This is a genomic window from Flavobacterium hydrophilum (assembly GCF_003202405.1).
Taxonomy (GTDB): Bacteria; Bacteroidota; Bacteroidia; order Flavobacteriales; family Flavobacteriaceae; genus Flavobacterium; species Flavobacterium hydrophilum.
This window is the reverse complement of the sequence record NZ_QJHL01000002.1, coordinates 693,612-712,447: the sequence shown is the minus strand read 5'-3', so window position 1 is coordinate 712,447 and position 18,836 is coordinate 693,612. Positions and strand designations below refer to the sequence as shown.

18 protein-coding genes are annotated in these 18,836 nt (G+C 33.6%); 9 read left to right on the top strand and 9 right to left on the bottom strand.

All coding sequences use genetic code 11. The features are described 5' to 3' along the window. Positions 1 to 70: 70 nt before the first annotated feature. Complete coding sequence (locus DMB68_RS12175; RefSeq protein WP_124019425.1) at positions 71 to 1,189, bottom strand: hypothetical protein; 1,119 nt, start codon at positions 1,187 to 1,189, stop codon at positions 71 to 73. A gap of 169 nt (positions 1,190 to 1,358) precedes the next feature. Further along, entirely contained in the window at positions 1,359 to 2,606 is a 1,248-nt protein-coding gene (locus tag DMB68_RS12170) for a glycosyltransferase (protein WP_110346923.1), read from the bottom strand. Positions 2,607 to 2,717: 111 nt separating this feature from the next. Between DMB68_RS12170 and miaE the strand changes: the two genes are divergently transcribed. The 3 genes from miaE to DMB68_RS23380 are packed head-to-tail and all read left to right on the top strand — an operon-like array spanning position 2,718 to position 6,250. Further along, positions 2,718 to 3,299 carry a tRNA-(ms[2]io[6]A)-hydroxylase gene (miaE, locus tag DMB68_RS12165; RefSeq protein WP_110346922.1) on the top strand — a complete coding sequence of 194 codons (582 nt, stop codon included), beginning with the start codon at positions 2,718 to 2,720 and terminating at the stop codon, positions 3,297 to 3,299. 45 nt (positions 3,300 to 3,344) lie between these two features. Next, positions 3,345 to 6,101: an AsmA-like C-terminal region-containing protein gene (locus tag DMB68_RS12160; RefSeq protein ID WP_110346921.1), complete on the top strand. Its 2,757-nt coding sequence runs from the start codon at positions 3,345 to 3,347 to the stop codon at positions 6,099 to 6,101. Between the two features lie 11 nt (positions 6,102 to 6,112). Next, positions 6,113 to 6,250, top strand: coding sequence for a hypothetical protein (locus DMB68_RS23380; protein WP_165830131.1), 138 nt, complete (start codon positions 6,113 to 6,115; stop codon positions 6,248 to 6,250). Between the two features lie 164 nt (positions 6,251 to 6,414). Here the strand turns inward: DMB68_RS23380 and rpmA are convergent, their stop codons facing one another. Both rpmA and rplU read right to left on the bottom strand, forming a co-directional pair. After that, complete coding sequence (gene rpmA, locus DMB68_RS12155) at positions 6,415 to 6,675, bottom strand: 50S ribosomal protein L27 (RefSeq protein ID WP_017497241.1); 261 nt, start codon at positions 6,673 to 6,675, stop codon at positions 6,415 to 6,417. Between the two features lie 24 nt (positions 6,676 to 6,699). Further along, positions 6,700 to 7,143, bottom strand: a complete 444-nt coding sequence (gene rplU / locus DMB68_RS12150) for a 50S ribosomal protein L21 (RefSeq protein ID WP_025539466.1) — start codon at positions 7,141 to 7,143, stop codon at positions 6,700 to 6,702. A gap of 277 nt (positions 7,144 to 7,420) precedes the next feature. Between rplU and DMB68_RS12145 the strand changes: the two genes are divergently transcribed. Beyond that, on the top strand, positions 7,421 to 8,743 hold the full coding sequence (locus DMB68_RS12145) for a M16 family metallopeptidase (RefSeq protein ID WP_110346920.1): 1,323 nt from the start codon (positions 7,421 to 7,423) through the stop codon (positions 8,741 to 8,743). A gap of 10 nt (positions 8,744 to 8,753) precedes the next feature. Then, positions 8,754 to 10,802, top strand: coding sequence for an insulinase family protein (locus tag DMB68_RS12140; protein ID WP_196783701.1), 2,049 nt, complete (start codon positions 8,754 to 8,756; stop codon positions 10,800 to 10,802). A gap of 208 nt (positions 10,803 to 11,010) precedes the next feature. Here the strand turns inward: DMB68_RS12140 and DMB68_RS12135 are convergent, their stop codons facing one another. Then, on the bottom strand, positions 11,011 to 11,877 hold the full coding sequence (locus DMB68_RS12135; RefSeq protein WP_110346919.1) for a DMT family transporter: 867 nt from the start codon (positions 11,875 to 11,877) through the stop codon (positions 11,011 to 11,013). 101 nt (positions 11,878 to 11,978) lie between these two features. On the opposite strand from DMB68_RS12135, the gene DMB68_RS12130 reads away from it, so the two are divergent. Together DMB68_RS12130 and DMB68_RS12125 are read left to right on the top strand one after the other, a co-directional pair. Beyond that, complete coding sequence (locus DMB68_RS12130; protein ID WP_110346918.1) at positions 11,979 to 12,359, top strand: heavy-metal-associated domain-containing protein; 381 nt, start codon at positions 11,979 to 11,981, stop codon at positions 12,357 to 12,359. Between the two features lie 144 nt (positions 12,360 to 12,503). Beyond that, entirely contained in the window at positions 12,504 to 12,962 is a 459-nt protein-coding gene (locus DMB68_RS12125) for a VOC family protein (protein ID WP_110346917.1), read from the top strand. Positions 12,963 to 13,025: 63 nt separating this feature from the next. Here the strand turns inward: DMB68_RS12125 and gldD are convergent, their stop codons facing one another. The 4 genes from gldD to mutY are packed head-to-tail and all read right to left on the bottom strand — an operon-like array spanning position 13,026 to position 16,422. Further along, on the bottom strand, positions 13,026 to 13,586 hold the full coding sequence (gene gldD, locus DMB68_RS12120; RefSeq protein WP_110346916.1) for a gliding motility lipoprotein GldD: 561 nt from the start codon (positions 13,584 to 13,586) through the stop codon (positions 13,026 to 13,028). Then, positions 13,586 to 14,878, bottom strand: a complete 1,293-nt coding sequence (locus DMB68_RS12115; RefSeq protein ID WP_110346915.1) for a gliding motility-associated protein GldE — start codon at positions 14,876 to 14,878, stop codon at positions 13,586 to 13,588. Before DMB68_RS12115 ends, gldD begins: the two co-directional genes overlap by 1 nt. 23 nt (positions 14,879 to 14,901) lie before the next feature. Beyond that, positions 14,902 to 15,339 (bottom strand): single-stranded DNA-binding protein, encoded by a 438-nt coding sequence (locus DMB68_RS12110; RefSeq protein WP_110346914.1) that lies wholly within the window; start codon positions 15,337 to 15,339, stop codon positions 14,902 to 14,904. Between the two features lie 36 nt (positions 15,340 to 15,375). Continuing rightward, a complete protein-coding gene (gene mutY, locus DMB68_RS12105; protein WP_110346913.1) occupies positions 15,376 to 16,422 on the bottom strand; it encodes an A/G-specific adenine glycosylase in 1,047 nt (348 codons plus the stop codon). Positions 16,423 to 16,551: 129 nt separating this feature from the next. Here mutY and DMB68_RS12100 point away from each other — a divergent pair, with 129 nt between their 5' ends. Together DMB68_RS12100 and DMB68_RS12095 are read left to right on the top strand one after the other, a co-directional pair. After that, positions 16,552 to 16,854 carry an HU family DNA-binding protein gene (locus tag DMB68_RS12100; protein WP_255347995.1) on the top strand — a complete coding sequence of 101 codons (303 nt, stop codon included), beginning with the start codon at positions 16,552 to 16,554 and terminating at the stop codon, positions 16,852 to 16,854. Between the two features lie 398 nt (positions 16,855 to 17,252). Continuing rightward, the gene (locus DMB68_RS12095; RefSeq protein ID WP_110347093.1) at positions 17,253 to 18,797 is read left to right on the top strand and encodes an Rne/Rng family ribonuclease; all 1,545 of its coding nucleotides are present in this window, start codon (positions 17,253 to 17,255) and stop codon (positions 18,795 to 18,797) included. Positions 18,798 to 18,836: the final 39 nt, after the last annotated feature.

Here is an 18,836-nt window from a genome sequence, read left to right as displayed (position 1 = left end):
TTCATAGAAAAAGATTTATAATAAAAGCGATGTGAAAAACCACATCGCTTTTGTTTCTACATTATAATAATTACCAGCTACCGTTTACAGCAGTATAGGTTTGACCATTTACTTTAGTACTACAGCTTGTTGAATTTACGTGCTGAACATTAGGATGACCATTGCTAACTGTTCCAGCCAACACTTTTGTATTAGAAGCATCCTGTAATAATATACCCTGAATCGCAGTATTTGCAATATCTACAGTATTAACGGTACATCCATTGCTGCCCGTAACACTAAAAAAGCCACGTCCGCTGCCTCGGGAATATACTTTAGCACAAACCACATTTGGGCCATTATTATTAGCACAACGGAAAGTTGCATAACCAGTCGTAGAACCTGTGGTACTGTTGTTTGTTCCTGTAACAGTGCCAACAGTACCATTTTTAGATTGATTTAATAACACACCGCAAGCAGCATTATTGCTTGAGGTTACGTTACCAATACTAAATCCGTCAACACCGTAAGTTTCTACTGAATTATCCCCACCAGTAATATTAATAGTCCCACTTATCGTCAAATTGCTGGTAGCAGCAGTACTATTATCAACTCTGATTCCTAATCCTAAACCAGACTGAGGCACTCCAATATTCATGGTAATATTACTGATATTCATAACCGTACAGCCTTTAAACCAAATTCCGTAACGGGGCTTTCCGCTGACTTTTAGATTTTTTACTTCAATATTCGTTTTTCTGTCTGCCCAAACAGGAATGACCAATGCATCACCACTATTGGCATTGAAAGTGTTATTTGCAAAATCCAGCCCTGTATAACTGGCCATGTTTACATATTTCAAAGCACCTCCTGTTGAACCAGAGGCACCTGAAACGCGAACAGTCACCCATTCTTTTGTATCTCTGCCCGAAGTAAGATTGTTAATTGCAGCCTGAATCGCAGCCACATAATCAGAACCTGTGTATTTGGTTACACCGTTTACTTTAGCAACATAGGCACCTGTTGAACCGGTTACTTCACCAGATAAATTGCCGCCTTTTGCAGTTGATGGCTTAATGATTTCCTTTTCATTTTGTACTGCAATTTCTTCGTTTGTTTCTAAACTGTCGCTTTCGCAACCTACAAATAAATTTAGACCAACGAATAACATTGAGACTATAAAAAGCCTCTTAAACATTTGTTTTTTCATAATAAATTTTGGTTTGATAGTTAATAAGACAGTAAATTATTACTAAAACTCACAACAACTATCCTGTACTATCCTTCATTATGAAAATACAAATAATTAAAAATCAATCAGCTAAGTTCTTCCTAAGGTTAAGAACAAGCCAGACCTGCTTCAAAATATCAGAAAAAAATTAAAGATTCTTATTTTTAGCTTCTATCCATTTTGCCATATATTTGGTACTTTTCAAAGTATGATGCTGGAGTAAACTTCCCATAAAATTATGTAAGCGATGACTTTCAGAATCATTCAAAAGTGAATTAACTTCTGTAATTAATCTTTCGGAATATTTTTCTTTTTGATAGCATTCATTAACAATGGCAATTCCTTTTTTTTGAGCTTGTTCCCAAAGATTTTTATCATGGTATAATGAAATGGCATTTTTAGCAAATTCTTCAACATCATCTGTAACAAAACCATTCCAAGGCAAACTTGCATGCATAGCTTCAGAACCAATTGTAGTAGTTACACTTGCAGTTCCACATTGCATGGCTTCTAGTAATTTACCTTTTAAACCTGCCCCAAAACGTATAGGAGCCAAAACAACCCTGGCTTTTTTTACTATTTCATTGGCATCTTCTGCCCTTCCCATAATAAAAAAACCATTTTTAGGCTGATGCAATTGTAATACTTTTTGTGAAGGATATGCACCGTACACTTCTAGAACTGCTTCCGGAAATTGTTTTTTAATTAGAGGCCAAATAGATTCTTTTAAATATTGAACCGTATTCCAATTGGGTTCATGAAGAAAGTTTCCAATGAAAACAAAATACTGCCGGTCTTCAAAAGAAGGTAATTTCAGCAAATCTTCTTCTGACATTTCTTCAACTAAAAAGGGGAGATATTGCAATAACCCTGAATCGATTTTAAAAACATCTTTTAAAACCTTCATTTCAAATTCAGAAATAATATAACTCAAATCACATCTTAAAATACTGGCAATTTCGCGTTTTGCAACTTCTTCAGATAACAAATCAATTAATTCAAAAGATCTGTTTTCTTTGAAAGCTTTTTGCCTTGCAGTCCTTAAGCAATGCAAATCTTCTGTATCTAATAATCGAACAGCTTTCGGACAATTTTCTGCAACACGCCAGCCAAATTGTTCCTCAATCATAAAACGATCAAATAAAACAACATCAGGATTGAGTTCGATTATAAAATCATCGAAATTCGAATTATTCAGTTCAATTGATTTTTTCTCGACTCTAAATTTAGACAAATCAACCATAAAATCACTGTCTAAAGCGGGGCTTGCAAACGTAATATCGAACCCATTTTCTTTAAAAATAGAAATCAACTGCATCATTCTGCCACCTGCCGCAGACGAATTTGGTTCCGGCCAGACAAAACCAATGATTAAAAGCTTTTTATTCTGATTCATTTTAAATATTTCTTACTACAAAATAATGCTTTTTTGATCGTATTTACATGGTATTTCCTGATTTTTGGCCATAAAAACACTAATTTTGCAGAAAATAATTTTGATAAAATCATGTTAGGATTAAAATTAGCCACAGACCCTCGCTGGGTAAATATCGTTGAATCGAATATCGAAGAAATTTTAACGGATCATGCCTGGTGTGAGCAAAAAGCAGCTTCAAACGCAATCAGTCTGGTTACATATAACTCTGAATTAGAGGAATTAGTAACCGAAATGCTCGTGATTGCCAGAGAAGAACTGGAACACTTGCAAATGGTTCACGATTTAATCAAGAAAAGAGGCCTGACTTTGGGACGTGAAAGAAAAGATCATTACGTAAACGAACTTTTTAAATTCATGAAAAAAGACGGAAGCCGTAAAGATGCACTTTGCGACCGCTTACTATTTTCAGCTATGATTGAAGCCAGAAGCTGTGAGCGTTTTAAAGTCCTTTCAGAAAATATAAAAGACGAAGAATTAGCTAAATTCTATCGCGACCTGATGATTTCTGAAGCCGGCCATTATACTACTTTTTTAGGATTTGCCCGAAAATACACAGACAACATCGATATTGATAAACGCTGGAAAGAGTGGATTGAATTTGAAGGCTCTATTATAACTAACTACGGAAAAAGCGAAACCGTACACGGTTAGTCTTTTTATTATTTAATCATTATTTAAACACTTAACAAATTTGTTATGTCAAAGAACAAATCCAAATCGATTTTATTAAAAATTGCAAAATACTTCGGAATAACCTTTATCGTTATTTTAGGATTATTATTTTTGACACCTATTGTTTTTGCCGATAAAATTAAGGAACAGATTAAAAAGACTGCCAATGAAAAATTAAGCGCAGAATTGAATTACTCAGATGTTTCCTTGTCCTTTTTTCATCATTTTCCATCCTTAACATTAACCTTAAATGATTTAAGCCTTAACGGCTCTGCTCCTTATAAAAACGAAAAATTCATCACAGCAAAAGAAGTTTCTTTCGGAATAAATCTTTCCAGCTTAATTTTTAGTAAAGCAGTAAAAATTGATCAGATTTATTTATCCGATTCCTTTATTAATGTAAAAGTAAATCCGAAAGGAGAAGCCAATTATAACATTTATAAATCATCTGCACAAACTTCAAATCCAAAAGACAGTACTGATACGGCATTAAAATTAGAAAGAATTGAAATTTTAAACAGTAAAATAATTTACGATGACCAATCGACAAAAGTTTATTTTGATGCTTTTGGATTTAATTATTTAGGAAAAGGAGATTTAAACAAAGCGGTTTTCGATTTATATTCAAAAGCTAATATCGAAAAACTGAATATTGCTTACGAAGGTGAACCTTATTTAATGAACAAAAAGATTGACGCTGATTTGATTACTAAAGTAAATGTAAACTCACTGTCTTTTTTCTTTCAACAAAATAATTTAAAAATCAATCAGCTTTTGGTCGATTTTAAAGGGAAATTTGATTTTTTGAAAGACGGTTACAAAATGGATTTTGTTATAAAATCTGACAATAGTGACCTGCGCGATGTCTTTACCGCTTTTCCTCCAAAATATATCACCTGGCTTTCCAAGACGGAATTAAAAGGAAATACCAATTTGCTTTTTACCCTAAAAGGAGATTATATCGCCTCACAAAATATAGCTCCGGATCTTAATCTGGATGTAAAAATAGACAACGGATTTGTAAACTATAACAAAAATGCTTTTCCGGTTTCAGACTTAAATTTAGAAATCAAAACGAAAGTTCCGTCTTTAAATCCGGATCTGGTAATTGTTGATGCAAAAAATTTATCTTTAAATATTAATAAGGATTATTTAAAATCTAAATTTTACGTAAAAGGTGTCAATACTCCGGAAATTAATGGCGAGTTTAAAGCGAAGATTGATCTTGGAAAACTAACTAAAGCTTTAGGCATCCCGGATATTGAACTAAAAGGAACTCTTACCGGAGATGTAAAAACCAACGGAAAATTTGATCAAAAAAACAGACTTTTCCCTACTACAAAAGGTTTTATTGATTTAAATAATGGATATATCAAAACCAAATATTACCCAAATCCGATTACGAATATTATTGTAAAATCTAATATCGACAATCAAAAAGGAACTTTTGACGATTTAAAAATAAAACTAAAACCTGCGCAATTTACTTTTGAAGGAAAACCTGTTTTTGTTTCGGCTGACCTGAGCAATTTTGATGATTTGAATTATGATGTAAAAGCCAAAGGAGAACTTGACGTTAACAAAATATATAAAGTCTTTTCTCAAAAAGGACTTGACCTGGATGGTTTTGTAAAAGCTGACCTGTCTTTAAAAGGAAAACAAAGTGATGCTACAAAAGGCAATTACAGCAAACTTGACAATAAGGGAACACTTGAATTAAGAAACATTGGAATTGCATCTGAATATCTTCCTAAAAAATTTATTATTAAAGAAGGTATTTTTAAAATCAACCAGGATAAAATGTCTTTTAATAACTTCCTTGCCGCTTATGGACAATCTGATTTTAAAATGAATGGTTATCTGCAAAATGTTTTCAATTATGCCACTAATACCGGAATTCTAAAAGGTTCTTTTACCGTTTCTGCACAATATATAAATGTAGATGAATTTATGTCAACTACAGTTGCCAACACATCTGCTACAAAAAGTCCTGCTCCTCAAGATGAAACAAAGCCTGGAACAACACACCAGACCGGAGTTATCATAATCCCGGCCAATCTGAACCTGCAGTTAATGGCAAATGCTCAAAAAGTATACTTTGACAAGCTTAACCTTCAAAATGCAAAAGGAAATTTAAGCATGAAAAATGGCAAACTCACCATGCGAAATACAGGATTTAATTTAATTGGCTGTAATGTGAATATGAATGGTAGTTATCAGTCTGTCACTCCTCAAAAAGCAAATTTTGATTATGCTATTAAAGCGTCGGACTTTGATATTAAAAGAGCGTATAATGAAATTGAAGTGTTTAGAAAAATGGCCAGCGCCGCTGAAAAAGCACAAGGAATTGTTTCTTTAGATTATAAACTAAAAGGACGTTTGAATGGAAATATGGAACCTGTTTATCCATCTTTAGCAGGCGGCGGAACACTTTCTGTAAAAGATGTAAAAGTAAGAGGATTGAAAATGTTTAATGCCGTAAGTAAAAAAACAAGCTCTGAATCGATGAAAAATCCTGATGTTTCCAGAGTTGATATTAAAACTACAATCAAAAACAACATTATGACCGTTGAACGTTTTAAGTTTAAATTTGCCGGATTCAGACCGAGAATCGAAGGAACTACAAGTCTGGACGGGAAACTGAATTTAAAAATGCGTTTAGGATTGCCACCGTTAGGAATATTCGGAATTCCGCTGACTGTTACAGGAACACAGAACAACCCAAAAGTAAAAGTTGGAAGAAATACTGAAGATCTTGAAGAAACACAAGATACTGAGTAAATTTCAATGCAATGGCAATTTCAATGGCAATGACAAAATGCATTGAAAAAGAAATAAAATTTCCAAATCCCAATTCTAACGAATTTGGACCATTAGACAAGAAACCTTTACAACAAAACCATAATATTATTAAACCTGACAGGTCTTAGAAACTTGTCGGGTTTATTTTTTTTTAAACAAAGCTAGCAATTCTACTAAATCTTAAAGAAACTTCAAAACCATTCTTCGAGTTAACAATACGTTTATAAAAATTGCTCTAAACAAAAAACCCGATCTTTTCAGATCGGGTTTTCTATAATAATTTATCTAATGATTATGCTTCGAATGGAAGAATAGATACATAAGATTTGTTATCTTTTTTCTTTTGGAACTTAACAACGCCAGCTACTCTTGCGTGTAGTGTGTGATCTTTACTAATGTAAACGTTTTCACCTGGATTATGTTTTGAACCTCTTTGTCTAACGATGATGTTCCCAGCAATAGCAGCCTGTCCACCAAAAATCTTAACGCCTAAACGTTTTGATTCTGATTCTCTACCATTCTTCGAACTACCGACACCTTTCTTGTGAGCCATGACGTATGAGTTTAAATATTGTTATTATTCTTCTTTAGCTTCTTTTTTTGCTTTTGGAGCTGCTGCTTTTTTTGCTTTTGGAGCTGCTTCAGCTTCAGTAGCCGGAGCTTCTTCTGCTACAACTGCTTTTTTAGCTGCTGCTTTTTTAGTTCCACCTGCTGCAGTAATACCTTCGATTACAATTTGAGTAAGATATTGTCTGTGACCATTTCTCTTTTTGTATCCTTTTCTTCTTTTCTTTTTGAAAACGATAACTTTATCACCTTTTAAGTGTTGTAACACTTTAGCTTCTACTGAAGCACCTTCTATAGCTGGGGCGCCTAAAGTTACGCTTCCGTTATCATCTAATAAAAGAACTTTGTCAAAAGAAACTTTTGAACCTTCTTCATTAGCTAAACGGTGAACATAAACCTTTAAGTCTTTGCTTACTTTAAATTGTTGCCCTGCTATCTCTACGATTGCATACATACCAAATTGATTTATTGATTTTTAAGGTTGCAAATATACAATTAATAATTTACTGTGCAATCTCTTATTTCAAAAATATTTTTCATTCTTTAAAGTCTGCTTTTCAAGTCTTTCCGGCACCTTTCTAAAATGATTCAGAAGTAAAAGATTGTTAAAATACAACCAAAATAAACACCTGTTCTTAAATGATGACTAAAAAAACTTATTTTTGATGTAACATAAATCAACTCTTGAACACCTACACTTATTATAGGTAAAATATAAATTATTAATCTTTATGAAAAATTCAATAATGATGTTAAGTGCTGCAATAATGCTCGGCGGAGTAGCTCATGCCCAAAAAGTAGCTTTCGAAGAATACAATTTAGATAATGGCATGCATGTTATTTTGCATAACGATCCCTCTGCCCCTGTTGTTATTACATCTGTAATGTATCATGTAGGATCAAAAGACGAACGCCCTGACCGAACAGGATTTGCACATTTCTTCGAACATTTATTATTTGAAGGTACCGAAAACATAAAACGAGGCGAATGGATGAAAATCGTTACCGCAAATGGTGGCGTAAACAATGCTAATACATCTGATGACAGAACTTACTACTATGAAGTTTTCCCTTCTAACAGCCTTGAACTTGGTTTATGGATGGAATCAGAACGTTTGATGCACCCTATTATTAATAAAATTGGTGTTGACACTCAAAATGAAGTTGTAAAAGAGGAAAAAAGAATGCGTTACGACAACCAGCCTTATGGAAATATTTTGCCTGAGGTTAAAAAATACATGTTCAAAAACCACCCATACCGATGGACAACTATTGGTTCGATGAAAGATCTTGACGCTGCCACTCTGGAAGAATTTCAGGCTTTCAACAAAAAATTCTATACTCCAAATAATGCCGTTTTGGTTGTTGCCGGAGATTTTGACAAAACTAAAACCAAAGAATGGATTCAGAAGTATTTTGGACCAATTCCGAAAGGAGAAGTTTTGAAAAAACAAACTTATACTGAGGAACCAATTACGCAGACCATAACCGCAACTTACGAAGACCCGAACATCCAGATTCCGATGGTAGTTGCAACCTACAGAACCCCTTCGATGAAAACCAGAGATGCAAGGGTTTTGGACTTAATATCTTCTTATTTAAGTGATGGAAAAAGTTCTAAACTGTACAAAAAAATAGTGGATGACAAAAAAATGGCACTTCAAATTGGAGCTGTTGGTTTTAGTCAGGAAGATTACGGAATGTATATTTTGTATGGTTTACCGATGGGAGCTTACACTACAGCTGACATCTTAAAAGAAATGGATGAAGAAATTGTAAAAATCCAAACCGATTTAATTTCTGAGAAAGACTATCAAAAATTACAAAATAAATTCGATAATAATTTTGTTAATGCTAATGCAAGTGTTGAAGGAATTGCAGAAAATTTAGCTTCTTATTATTTGCTTTATGGGGATGTAAATCTTATTAATACCGAAATCGACATCTACCACTCTATCACCAGAGAAGAAATCAGAGAAGTCGCTAAAAAGTATTTAAACCCTAATCAGCGTTTAATTTTAGATTATGTTCCTTCAAAAAAAGTTCAAAACTAAGCTCCGAATCATGAAAAAAATACATACAATTTTAATCCTTTTATTCCTTACCGGAATTATGCAAGCACAAGACCGACCACAGCCAAAACCAGGAAAATCACCAGTTGTCAACATCAAAAAACCACAGACTTTTGTTTTGGCAAACGGTATGAAAGTTTTGGTTGTTGAAAATCATAAATTACCAAGAGTAAGTTTTAATCTTACGCTGGACAATGCACCTTTTACAGAAGGAAATAAAAAAGGCGTTGACGAACTAACCAGCAGTTTGATTGGAAACGGCACTAAAAAGACAACCAAAGAAGCTTTTAATGAAGAAATTGACTTTTACGGAGCCAATATCAATTTTACATCTCAGGGAGCTTCTGCAAGTGCTCTTTCCAAATATTCAGGACGCGTTTTAGAATTATTGGCCGAAGGCGCTTTACAGCCAAATTTCACTCAAACAGAATTTGACAAGGAAAAAGCAAAATTATTAGAAGGACTCAAGGCCGATGAAAAAAGTGTACCGGCTATTTCTAATCGTGTTGTTGATGTTTTGGCTTTTGGAAGAAACCATCCTTCCGGAGAATATTTATCTGAAGAAACCGTAAAAAATGTCACTCTTACTGATGTTCAGACTAACTACAATACTTATTTCGTTCCTGAAAATGCCTATTTAGTTATAGTTGGCGACATTAAATTTAAAGAAACAAAAGCTGCTGTAGAAAAACTTTTTGGAGGATGGAAAAAACAGACTGCACCAAAAAACACCTATCCAAATCCTGAGAACATTTCTAAACTTGAAATTGATTTCGTAGATGTTCCAAACGCAGTTCAATCTGAAATTTCATTGGTAAATACAGTAAATTTAAAAATGAGCGATCCTGATTTTTTTCCTGCTGTAATTGCAAATCAAATTTTAGGAGGTGATTTTAACAGTTATCTGAATATGAATTTACGTGAACAGCATGCCTGGACCTATGGCGCGAGTTCAAATATTGGAAGCGGGAAATATGTAACCAAATTCAAAGCTTCGTCTGCTGTTAGAAATGCTGTTACCGATAGTGCTGTAGTAGAATTTGTAAAGGAAATCAAACGAATCAGAACTGAAAAAGTTTCGGAAGACGTATTAAAAAATGTAAAAGCAGGTTACATCGGACGTTTTGTGATGCAGGTTGAAAAACCTCAGACCGTTGCACGTTATGCTTTAAATATCGAAACAGAAAAGCTTCCTGCCGATTTCTACGAAAAATACATTCAGACCATAAATAATGTTACTTCTGACGATATTTATCGTGTAGCAAATAAATATTTCCCGATCGATAATATGAGAATCGTAATTGTAGGTAAAGCATCTGAAGTACTTCCCGGTTTAGAAAAACTTCAAATCCCGATTTCTTATTTCGATAAATATGGAAATCCGACTGAGAAACCTGTTACCAAAAAAGAAACTCCGGCGGGAATTACTGCAAAAGTTGTTTTTGATAATTACATTAAAGCAATTGGAGGAGAAAAAACCGTTTCTTCTGTAAAAACATTAGCCATGAACGGAACAACTACAATTCCGCAGGCACCTGCTCCTTTGACTTTTGTTTCAAAATTAGACTCGAAAGGAAAAATGATCGTTTCTCTTTCTATGGGAAGTATGGCTTTGATGAAACAAGTTGTAAACGAAAAAGGCGCCTATGTAGAACAGCAAGGACAGCGCAAAAATCTTGAAGGTGCTGATTTAGCCGAAATGAAAGCGAATGCAGCTCCTTTTGAAGAATTACAATTGAGTAAAAGAACAGATTTAACCGTAAGTGGAATTGAGCAAATAAACGGTAATGATGCTTACTCCATAAAAGACGGCAAAACGATTTACTTTTATGATGTGAAATCAGGATTAAAAGTAGCCGAAACCAAAGTAAAAGAACAAAGCGGACAATCGACTACACAAACAACTTATTTTAATGATTATAAAGAAGTAAAAGGCGTAAAAGTTCCTTTTAACTTAATACAAAATGCAGGTTTTGAATTGGATATCAAAATGTCTGATATCAAAATCAATGAAGGAGTTACTGAAAAAGATTTTCTTTAAGATTCTGAGTTGCTAAGACACTGAGATTCTAAGAATTTTTTTAAACAGAAAGGCTGTCGTAACTGACAGCCTTTCTGTTTAACTCATATTGTTTTTTTGTCAGGCTGAGCGCAGTCGAAGCGCGTTCCAATGGATAATGATCTTTGACTTCGCTCAGGGTGACACGACAATATTTCACATCTCACAAAAACCATTTCACAACCAAAAGTTACTTTTTCGCCGATAAATAAACCCCAATCAAAATAACAAAAGCTCCAAAAAACTGAATTGGCGTAAGCATTTCGTTATCCAGCAATCCCCAGAAAAAAGCCACTATCGGAATCAAATAGGTTACTGATGTTGCAAATACCGGCGAAGACATTTGTATTAGTTTAAAGAACAAAACATTTGCAATTCCTGTTCCTAAAACACCTAAAATCATCACAAACAAAACAGAATATTGTGTTGTTTCCAGATTTATTTTTTGCGTAAAATCTGTTGTACTTAAGATAATCAATGCCGGCAAAAACAAAACCGCAAAATTTCCTGTTGTAATGCTCAAGGAATTTAAATCCGATAAATATTTCTTAATCAAATTAACATTAATTGCATAGCACAATGTTGCAATCACCACTAAAATTAAGTAATAATAATTTTGCCCGGAGTGACCAGAAGCTCCATTCAAAACCAATAATAAACAGCCAACCAATCCGATAAAAACACCTAAAACCTGACGTTTTTGAAACTGGATTCCAAAAAATATGATTCCTAAAACTAATGTATTTAAAGGTGTCAGCGAATTTAAAATAGCCACAATCGAACTATCAACCTGGGTTTCAGCAATGGCAAAAAAGAAAGCGGGTATAAATGTCCCAAAGAATGAAGTCAGGGCGACAAATTTCCATTGGCGCAGAGAGATTTTCTTTAAACTCGAAAATCCAACAACAAGCAAAAACAAAGCAGCAAAAATAATTCGGAGCGAACCCACCTGAATAGCCGTTAACCCTAACAGCCCTCTTTTGATTAAAATAAATGAACTTCCCCAAATTAGCGAAAGCAGCAATAAATAAAACCACTTTAATTGTTTTGCATCCATGAATCGTATTTTACTGCAAATTTGTAATAATTTTAGGAACTGACCTCCTGATTTTTATTAATTTTGCAACAAACATATTGACGAACTAAAATTATATATAAATGAAACTTACAAAAATAATAGCATCGTTAGCCATTGCTGGTTTGGTACTGGTAAGCTGTAAAAAAGAAGAAGATAAAAGTTTAGCAATCGCAAAAGGCGAAAAAACAGAAACTCCAAAAGAACACAAACCAATCGCTGCAGAAAATGTACAAACAGCAAGTTTTACAATTGACGGAATGACCTGCGCTGTTGGATGTGCGAAAACTATTGAAGAAGAATTAGCAAATCTTGACGGTGTTGAAAAAGCTGCTGTTGATTTCGAGAAAAAAACAGCTACCGTAACTTTTGACAAAACAGTTCAGAATCCTGAGTCTTTAACAAAAGTTGTTCAGGAAACCGGAGACGGAAAAACATATAAGGTTTCAAATATGAAATCGTAATAAAACGATTATCAAATCCTGACTAAAAACACAAGGATTAGTAATAACGCATTTCAGACAGTATTAAACTCAGGTTTACTACTGTCTTTTTTTTCTAAATTGCTTTCAGAATTATATTTCAATTTACGCTCAACAATAAAAAGAATGGATCTTAAGTTTAGTCATATCGATATTTTAGTTAATGACCTTGAATCAGCCTGCAATTATTACGCAAAAACACTGGGTGCTGAGATCTCAAAAAAATTCATCTGGAAAAGAGATGAGCTTCATGTCACATATGCTGTTGTAAAAATTGGCCAGGAACGATTTATGCTTGTAGAACCTTTTTCAGGAAATTTAAAAAATCTATTAGACTCCAAAGGTGAAGGAACGATATATCGCCACTGCTATTCTACTCCTGACATTGAAGCTGCGTTTGATGAATTGATCTCCTACGGAGTTCAGCCAGAGGACGAAAACGGAAATCCTTTATCACGGGAAAGCCTTAATTCTCCCAGCGGAGTTAGAATTATTTGGCTTCCAAAGCGTTTTGGAGAATTCTCAATTGAAATACTTGAAGAAGAAGGTCTTCAAAAATTCATAAAAGAAGCATTTACAGCATAATAAATATTAATAGCTGATATTTCAAACAAAAGGCGCTCAAAATTGAACGCCTTTGTTGTAATTTTATTTCCATTTTAAAGTCTCCATAAGCCTCTGCATATCATTTTTGATATAACTTGCTGCAGGCATAATTGAATCAAAATTTGGCTTACTGTAAAAATAAACCGAACCTGTAATGAAATGCTTCGTACTGTCTGTCACATAAAATTGTGAGTTGGTTGCTGCGTTTCCGTTTACCTGATAGAACATGCCGTAAACTTTTTTTTCAGGATTCAAATAGGGTTGCTCTAATATATCATCGGCCTTGATAACATGCTCATAGGTTAGCTTTTGAGCATCTCTAAGCAGCTTATCTATATTGTTATTTACAGGTTTATAAGTCAAATAAATAGTCGCTTTCATTTTTGGATATGTAATGGCAAAGCCACATTCCTTTTCGCCTTTAATTACTGCTGCCTCATTCATTTGAAAAGAAAAAGGACAGGTGTTCTGAAAATTTACATATTTTGCTTCCGGATAATCTAAACGCAGAAAACCAGCCGGTTTTGGCAACACATCATCTTTACAACTCACCAATGTTAATACTACTAAAATAGTGACTGCATAAATTATTTTTTTAAACATTATTCTATTGTTACTTTTATTTGTTTTACCCGTTTGTTATCAACAGCTTCTATAGTAAAAACACAATTTTCAAACGGTATTTTTTGATTTTTTTTCGGAAAATTACCTAAAATCTCTAAAATGAATCCCGCCAGTGTCTCGGCTTCACCTTTGTAAGATTCGAAAATTTCCTCATCAACTTCTAAAATTCTGTAGAAATCCTTTAAATTAATCTTTCCTTCAAAAAGAAAATTTTTCTCGTCTATTTGAGAGTAATTTAGATTTTCATCATCAAACTCATCACTGATATCGCCTACAATTTCTTCAATCACATCCTCTAAAGAAACTAAACCTGATGTCCCGCCATACTCATCAACTACAATCGCCAAATGACTTTTCAAACCCTGAAAATCTTTCAGCAGATTATCTAATTTTTTATTCTCAGGAACAAAAAAAGCTTCTCTTACTAAAGTTGTCCAGTCAAATTCGGTTTTATCAATATGAGGCAATAAATCCTTAACAAATAAAACTCCTTCAATCTGGTCAATATTATCCCGATAAACCGGAATTCTCGAAAATCCTTTCTCAATTATCTTTGGATAAATTACTTCAAAAGATTCGGATATTTCTAATGCAAAAATGTCAATTCTGGGACTCATTACCTGCTTGGTATCTGTATTTCCAAAAGAAACAATCCCTTCTAATATTTTTTGTTCTTCGCTGGATGTTCCTTCAGAATCTGTAAGTTCTAATGCCTGTGAAAGCTGATCGACAGAGAAATTTGTTTTTTGTTTTCCTAATTTATTGTACAAATATAAGGTAACTGAACGCATTGGCAAACTTACCGGAGAAAGTAATTTATCTAAAAAAGCAATTGGATAAACCACCCGTTTGGCAAATTTCACATTATTTCGGCTTGCATAAACTTTAGGAATTATTTCTCCAAAAAGTAAAATTAAAAAGGTAACAAGAATTACTTCTAAGATAAATTTTAATAAAGCAGAATTAACAGTCTCAAAAATATTCCTGCCGATAAAAGAAAACATAACAACTACTCCAATATTTAGAAAATTATTGGCAACCAACAATGTTGCTAAGAGTTTTTTGGGTTTGTCTAAAAGGCCCGAAATGATTTTCCCTTTCGGATTATTTTCCTGTAACGTATCATCAATATCTTTTTGGGACAAGGAAAAAAAAGCAACTTCAGCACCTGAAACTATCGCTGATAAAAAGAGCAGAATAAATATTCCGACAAAACCAATAATTAAATTGTTGTCAGCAGATGCAAAAAATAAACTGGGCTCCGGGTCCAAATTGAAAAAAATTAGTTAAACAATTAAAAAGGCAAGTCATTAATAGGTAAGCCTTCATTAGGATTTTCAAAGTTAGTGTTTTTTGGCGATTCAGGAGCCTGATGAAGTTTGTGTTCTGTTTCTTTTTTGGTTGTCAGAAAAGTGAATTCGGTTACCTGAATTTCGGTTGTATATTTTGTAGTTCCGTCTTCAGCCTGCCATTGCCTTGATTTTATGCGGCCTTCAATATATATTTTGTCTCCTTTTGACAAATATTTTTCACAGATTTCAGCAGCTTTATTGCGTACAACCAAATTATGCCACTCTGTAGAGGTAATCTTTTCGTTTGTTGTTTTATTGATATACACTTCGTTTGTTGCCAACTGAAAGCGGCCGATGCAGTTACCTCCGTCAAAATAATGCATTTTAACATCGTCGCCCAAATGGCCAATCAACATCACTTTGTTTAATGTTCCGTTCATGATATAGCATTTGTGTATATCAAAGATACATTTTTTTTAACGACATATTTCTTCCTTTTCAATAAAATTATAAATAGCAATAGGAAATGGAAATGTTTTTAAATCACTATAATTCACCCCATTAGGAATTATTCCGTCAATTTTTATTTTCCAGAACTGAATATGTAAATGCTGATGTGAAAGTTTGTGAATTACAGTAGCATATGAACATTCCTCAATACTTTTAACAGTGTAAGAAGACAAAATACCATCCTGAATTGTTTTTGAAATAAAATCAAAATCGACAATTTCATCCGTTTCCACCAAAGGAAATTCATATAAATTATGCCAAATACCTTTTGAAGTTCTTTTTTGAATTAAAGTATTCACTAAAACATCTTCTAAAATAAGGTAATTAAAAAAGCGGTTTGTGATTTTTAGTTTTTTAGATTTTACTGGTAAAAAATCCACTTTCTTTTTTTGCAAGGCCAGACAGCTTATATTAAAGACACAAACATAACAATTCGGATTTTTAGGAACACATTGCAAAGCACCAAATTCCATAATTGCCTGATTAAAAATTGCCGGGTTGTTTTTTGGCATTAATTCTTTTGCAAGCGTAGTAAATTCTTTTTTGGTTGCCGGCAAAGCTATATCGGATTCGATATCAAAATAACGCGAAAGAACCCTAAATACATTTCCATCAACAACCGGAACAGCTTCATTATAAGAAAAAGAAGCAATCGCTGCAGCGGTATATTCGCCAACTCCTTTTAATTTCAGCAAATCATTATAAGTAGCCGGAAAAACGCCATTTAAATCATTTGCTATATATTGAGCCGTTTTATGCAAATTTCGGGCACGGGAATAATACCCTAATCCCTGCCAAAGTTTTAAAACTTTCTGTTCATCGGCATTTGCCAAATCAAACACGGTAGGAAATTCCTCAGTAAAAGAAAAAAAATAAGGCATTCCCTGTGCTACTCTTGTCTGTTGCAGCATAATTTCTGAGAGCCAAATATGGTACGGATTGACAGTTTTTCGCCACGGCAAATCACGTTTGTTTTGTAAATACCATTTTATCAAGAGGTTATGAAATTTCATTGCAAAATACTTAGAATGCAAAAGTAAATGTTTATGTAATTAAAATTTAACGAATTAGCTTGATTAATTATTTATTTAATTCCTATATTTGCAAACTCAAAAAAATAGTACATCATTTATAAAATAAAAATAGGAAAGAAAATGACGAAAGCAGATATCGTAGCAAAGATTTCAGAGAAACTAGGTCTTGAAAAAGGAGATGTTCAGGCAACAGTAGAAACTTTTATGGAAGAAGTAAAAACTTCTTTGGAAACTGGAGATAATGTTTATCTTAGAGGTTTTGGAAGTTTCATCGTAAAAACAAGAGCTGAAAAGACAGGAAGAAACATTTCTAAAAATACCACAATCAAAATTCCTGCACACAATATTCCTGCTTTTAAACCTGCAAAAGTATTTGTAGAGGGAGTAAAAACAAATAACGAAGCAAAATAATACTATTAATTAATCATAAAATCGATACGATATGCCAAGTGGTAAAAAAAGAAAGAGACATAAGGTAGCTACTCACAAAAGAAAGAAAAGAGCGAGAGCTAACCGTCACAAAAAGAAAAAGTAGTTTTAAACTACTTTTTTCTTTTTAACCGTTCATTGAAATTGAAAAGCAGACATCTTAGACTACTTAGATCAGTTAGACAAAAGAAATTTTCTTTAAATCTAAAAATCTAATTTTCTAAAATCTAACTTTTCCCCGGGTTCAATACCTGTTAAAATATTGTTTAATCCATCCTTACAATTCAGTTATGAGTTATGGAGTTATGAGTTATGAGTTATAAAACTTGAAACCTGAAACCTAAAACTTGAAACTAAAAGTCTGGATAAAAATTTACAGAGTGAATAAAGAATTGATCATTAGGTCTGGTTCTGAAGCAGTAGATTTTGCCTTATTAAAAGATGGAAAACTAATTGAATTACACAAAGAACAAGAAACAAGCAACTTTCAGGTTGGTGATATTTTTATTGCCAAAATACGAAAACCAGTTGCCGGACTTAATGCTGCTTTTGTAAATGTAGGCTTCGAAAAAGATGCTTTTTTACATTATCACGATTTAGGACCTAACTTAGCTTCCCAACTGAAATTCATAAAACTTGTAAGCGCAGGTAAATTAAAAGATTTCTCCCTAAAAACCTTTCAGTTTGAAAAAGAGATTGACAAAGATGGCATCATTACTGATATTTTAAGTGCCAATCAATCTGTCTTAGTACAAGTTGTAAAAGAACCTATATCTACCAAAGGTCCAAGAATAAGCGCTGAGCTTTCATTGGCAGGAAGATTTATTGTTCTGGTTCCGTTTTCTGACCGTGTTTCTATTTCACAAAAAATAGAAGACAAAAAAGAAAAGGATCGCCTAAAAAAACTTGTATTATCGATCAAACCTAAAGGATTTGGTGTTATTGTTCGCACAGTAGCCGAAGGCAAAAATACAGCCGAATTAGAAAAAGATTTGCAGAACCTGCTTGGCAGATGGACTGCAATGTGTAAAAAATTACCAACTGCTCATCATCCATCCAAAGTACTAGGAGAGCTTAACAGAGCTTCTTCAATACTAAGAGATGTTTTCAACGATACCTTTAGCGGTATTCAGATAGATGATGAAGAGTTGTACCATCAAACGAAGGATTACCTGCAGGAAATTGCACCTTCAAAACAATCAATTGTGAAGTTTTATCAATCAAACGACACTCCGATTTTTGAGAAATACAATATAGAGAGACAAATCAAAACTTCATTTGGAAGAACGGTTTCGATGAGCAAAGGCGCTTATCTTATTATCGAACACACTGAAGCTCTTCACGTTATAGACGTAAACAGCGGAAACCGCTCTAATAAAGCGACCAATCAGGAAGATACCGCCATGGAAGTAAATATGATTGCCGCCGCTGAAATCGCAAGACAACTTCGTCTGCGTGATATGGGCGGAATAATCGTAGTTGATTTTATCGATATGTCTAATCCTGAAAACAGGAAAGTTTTGTTCGACTTCTTGCGAGAAGAAATGAGCGACGATAAAGCAAAACATAAAATATTACCGCCTAGTAAATTTGGCTTGGTTCAAATTACAAGACAGCGCGTAAGACCAGAAGTTAATATTAAAACCAGAGAAGAAGATCCAAACAATGAAAATGGCGAAATTGAAGCTCCAATTTTAATCATTGATAAAATCGCACTGGATTTAGACCGACTTTTAAAAACCCACAAAAATGTTGTGCTTAATGTACATCCGTTTGTGGCTGCTTACCTCAGTAAAGGTTTTCCATCCTTACGTTCAAAATGGTTTTTTGAGCATAAGAAATGGGTGAAAATCATACCTCGTGACGCTTACACGTACTTAGAATATCATTTCTATGATAATAAAGGAAATGTTATTTCAGAATAAAAACAAAAACCGCCTTTCGTGAGATTGGCGGTTTTTTTA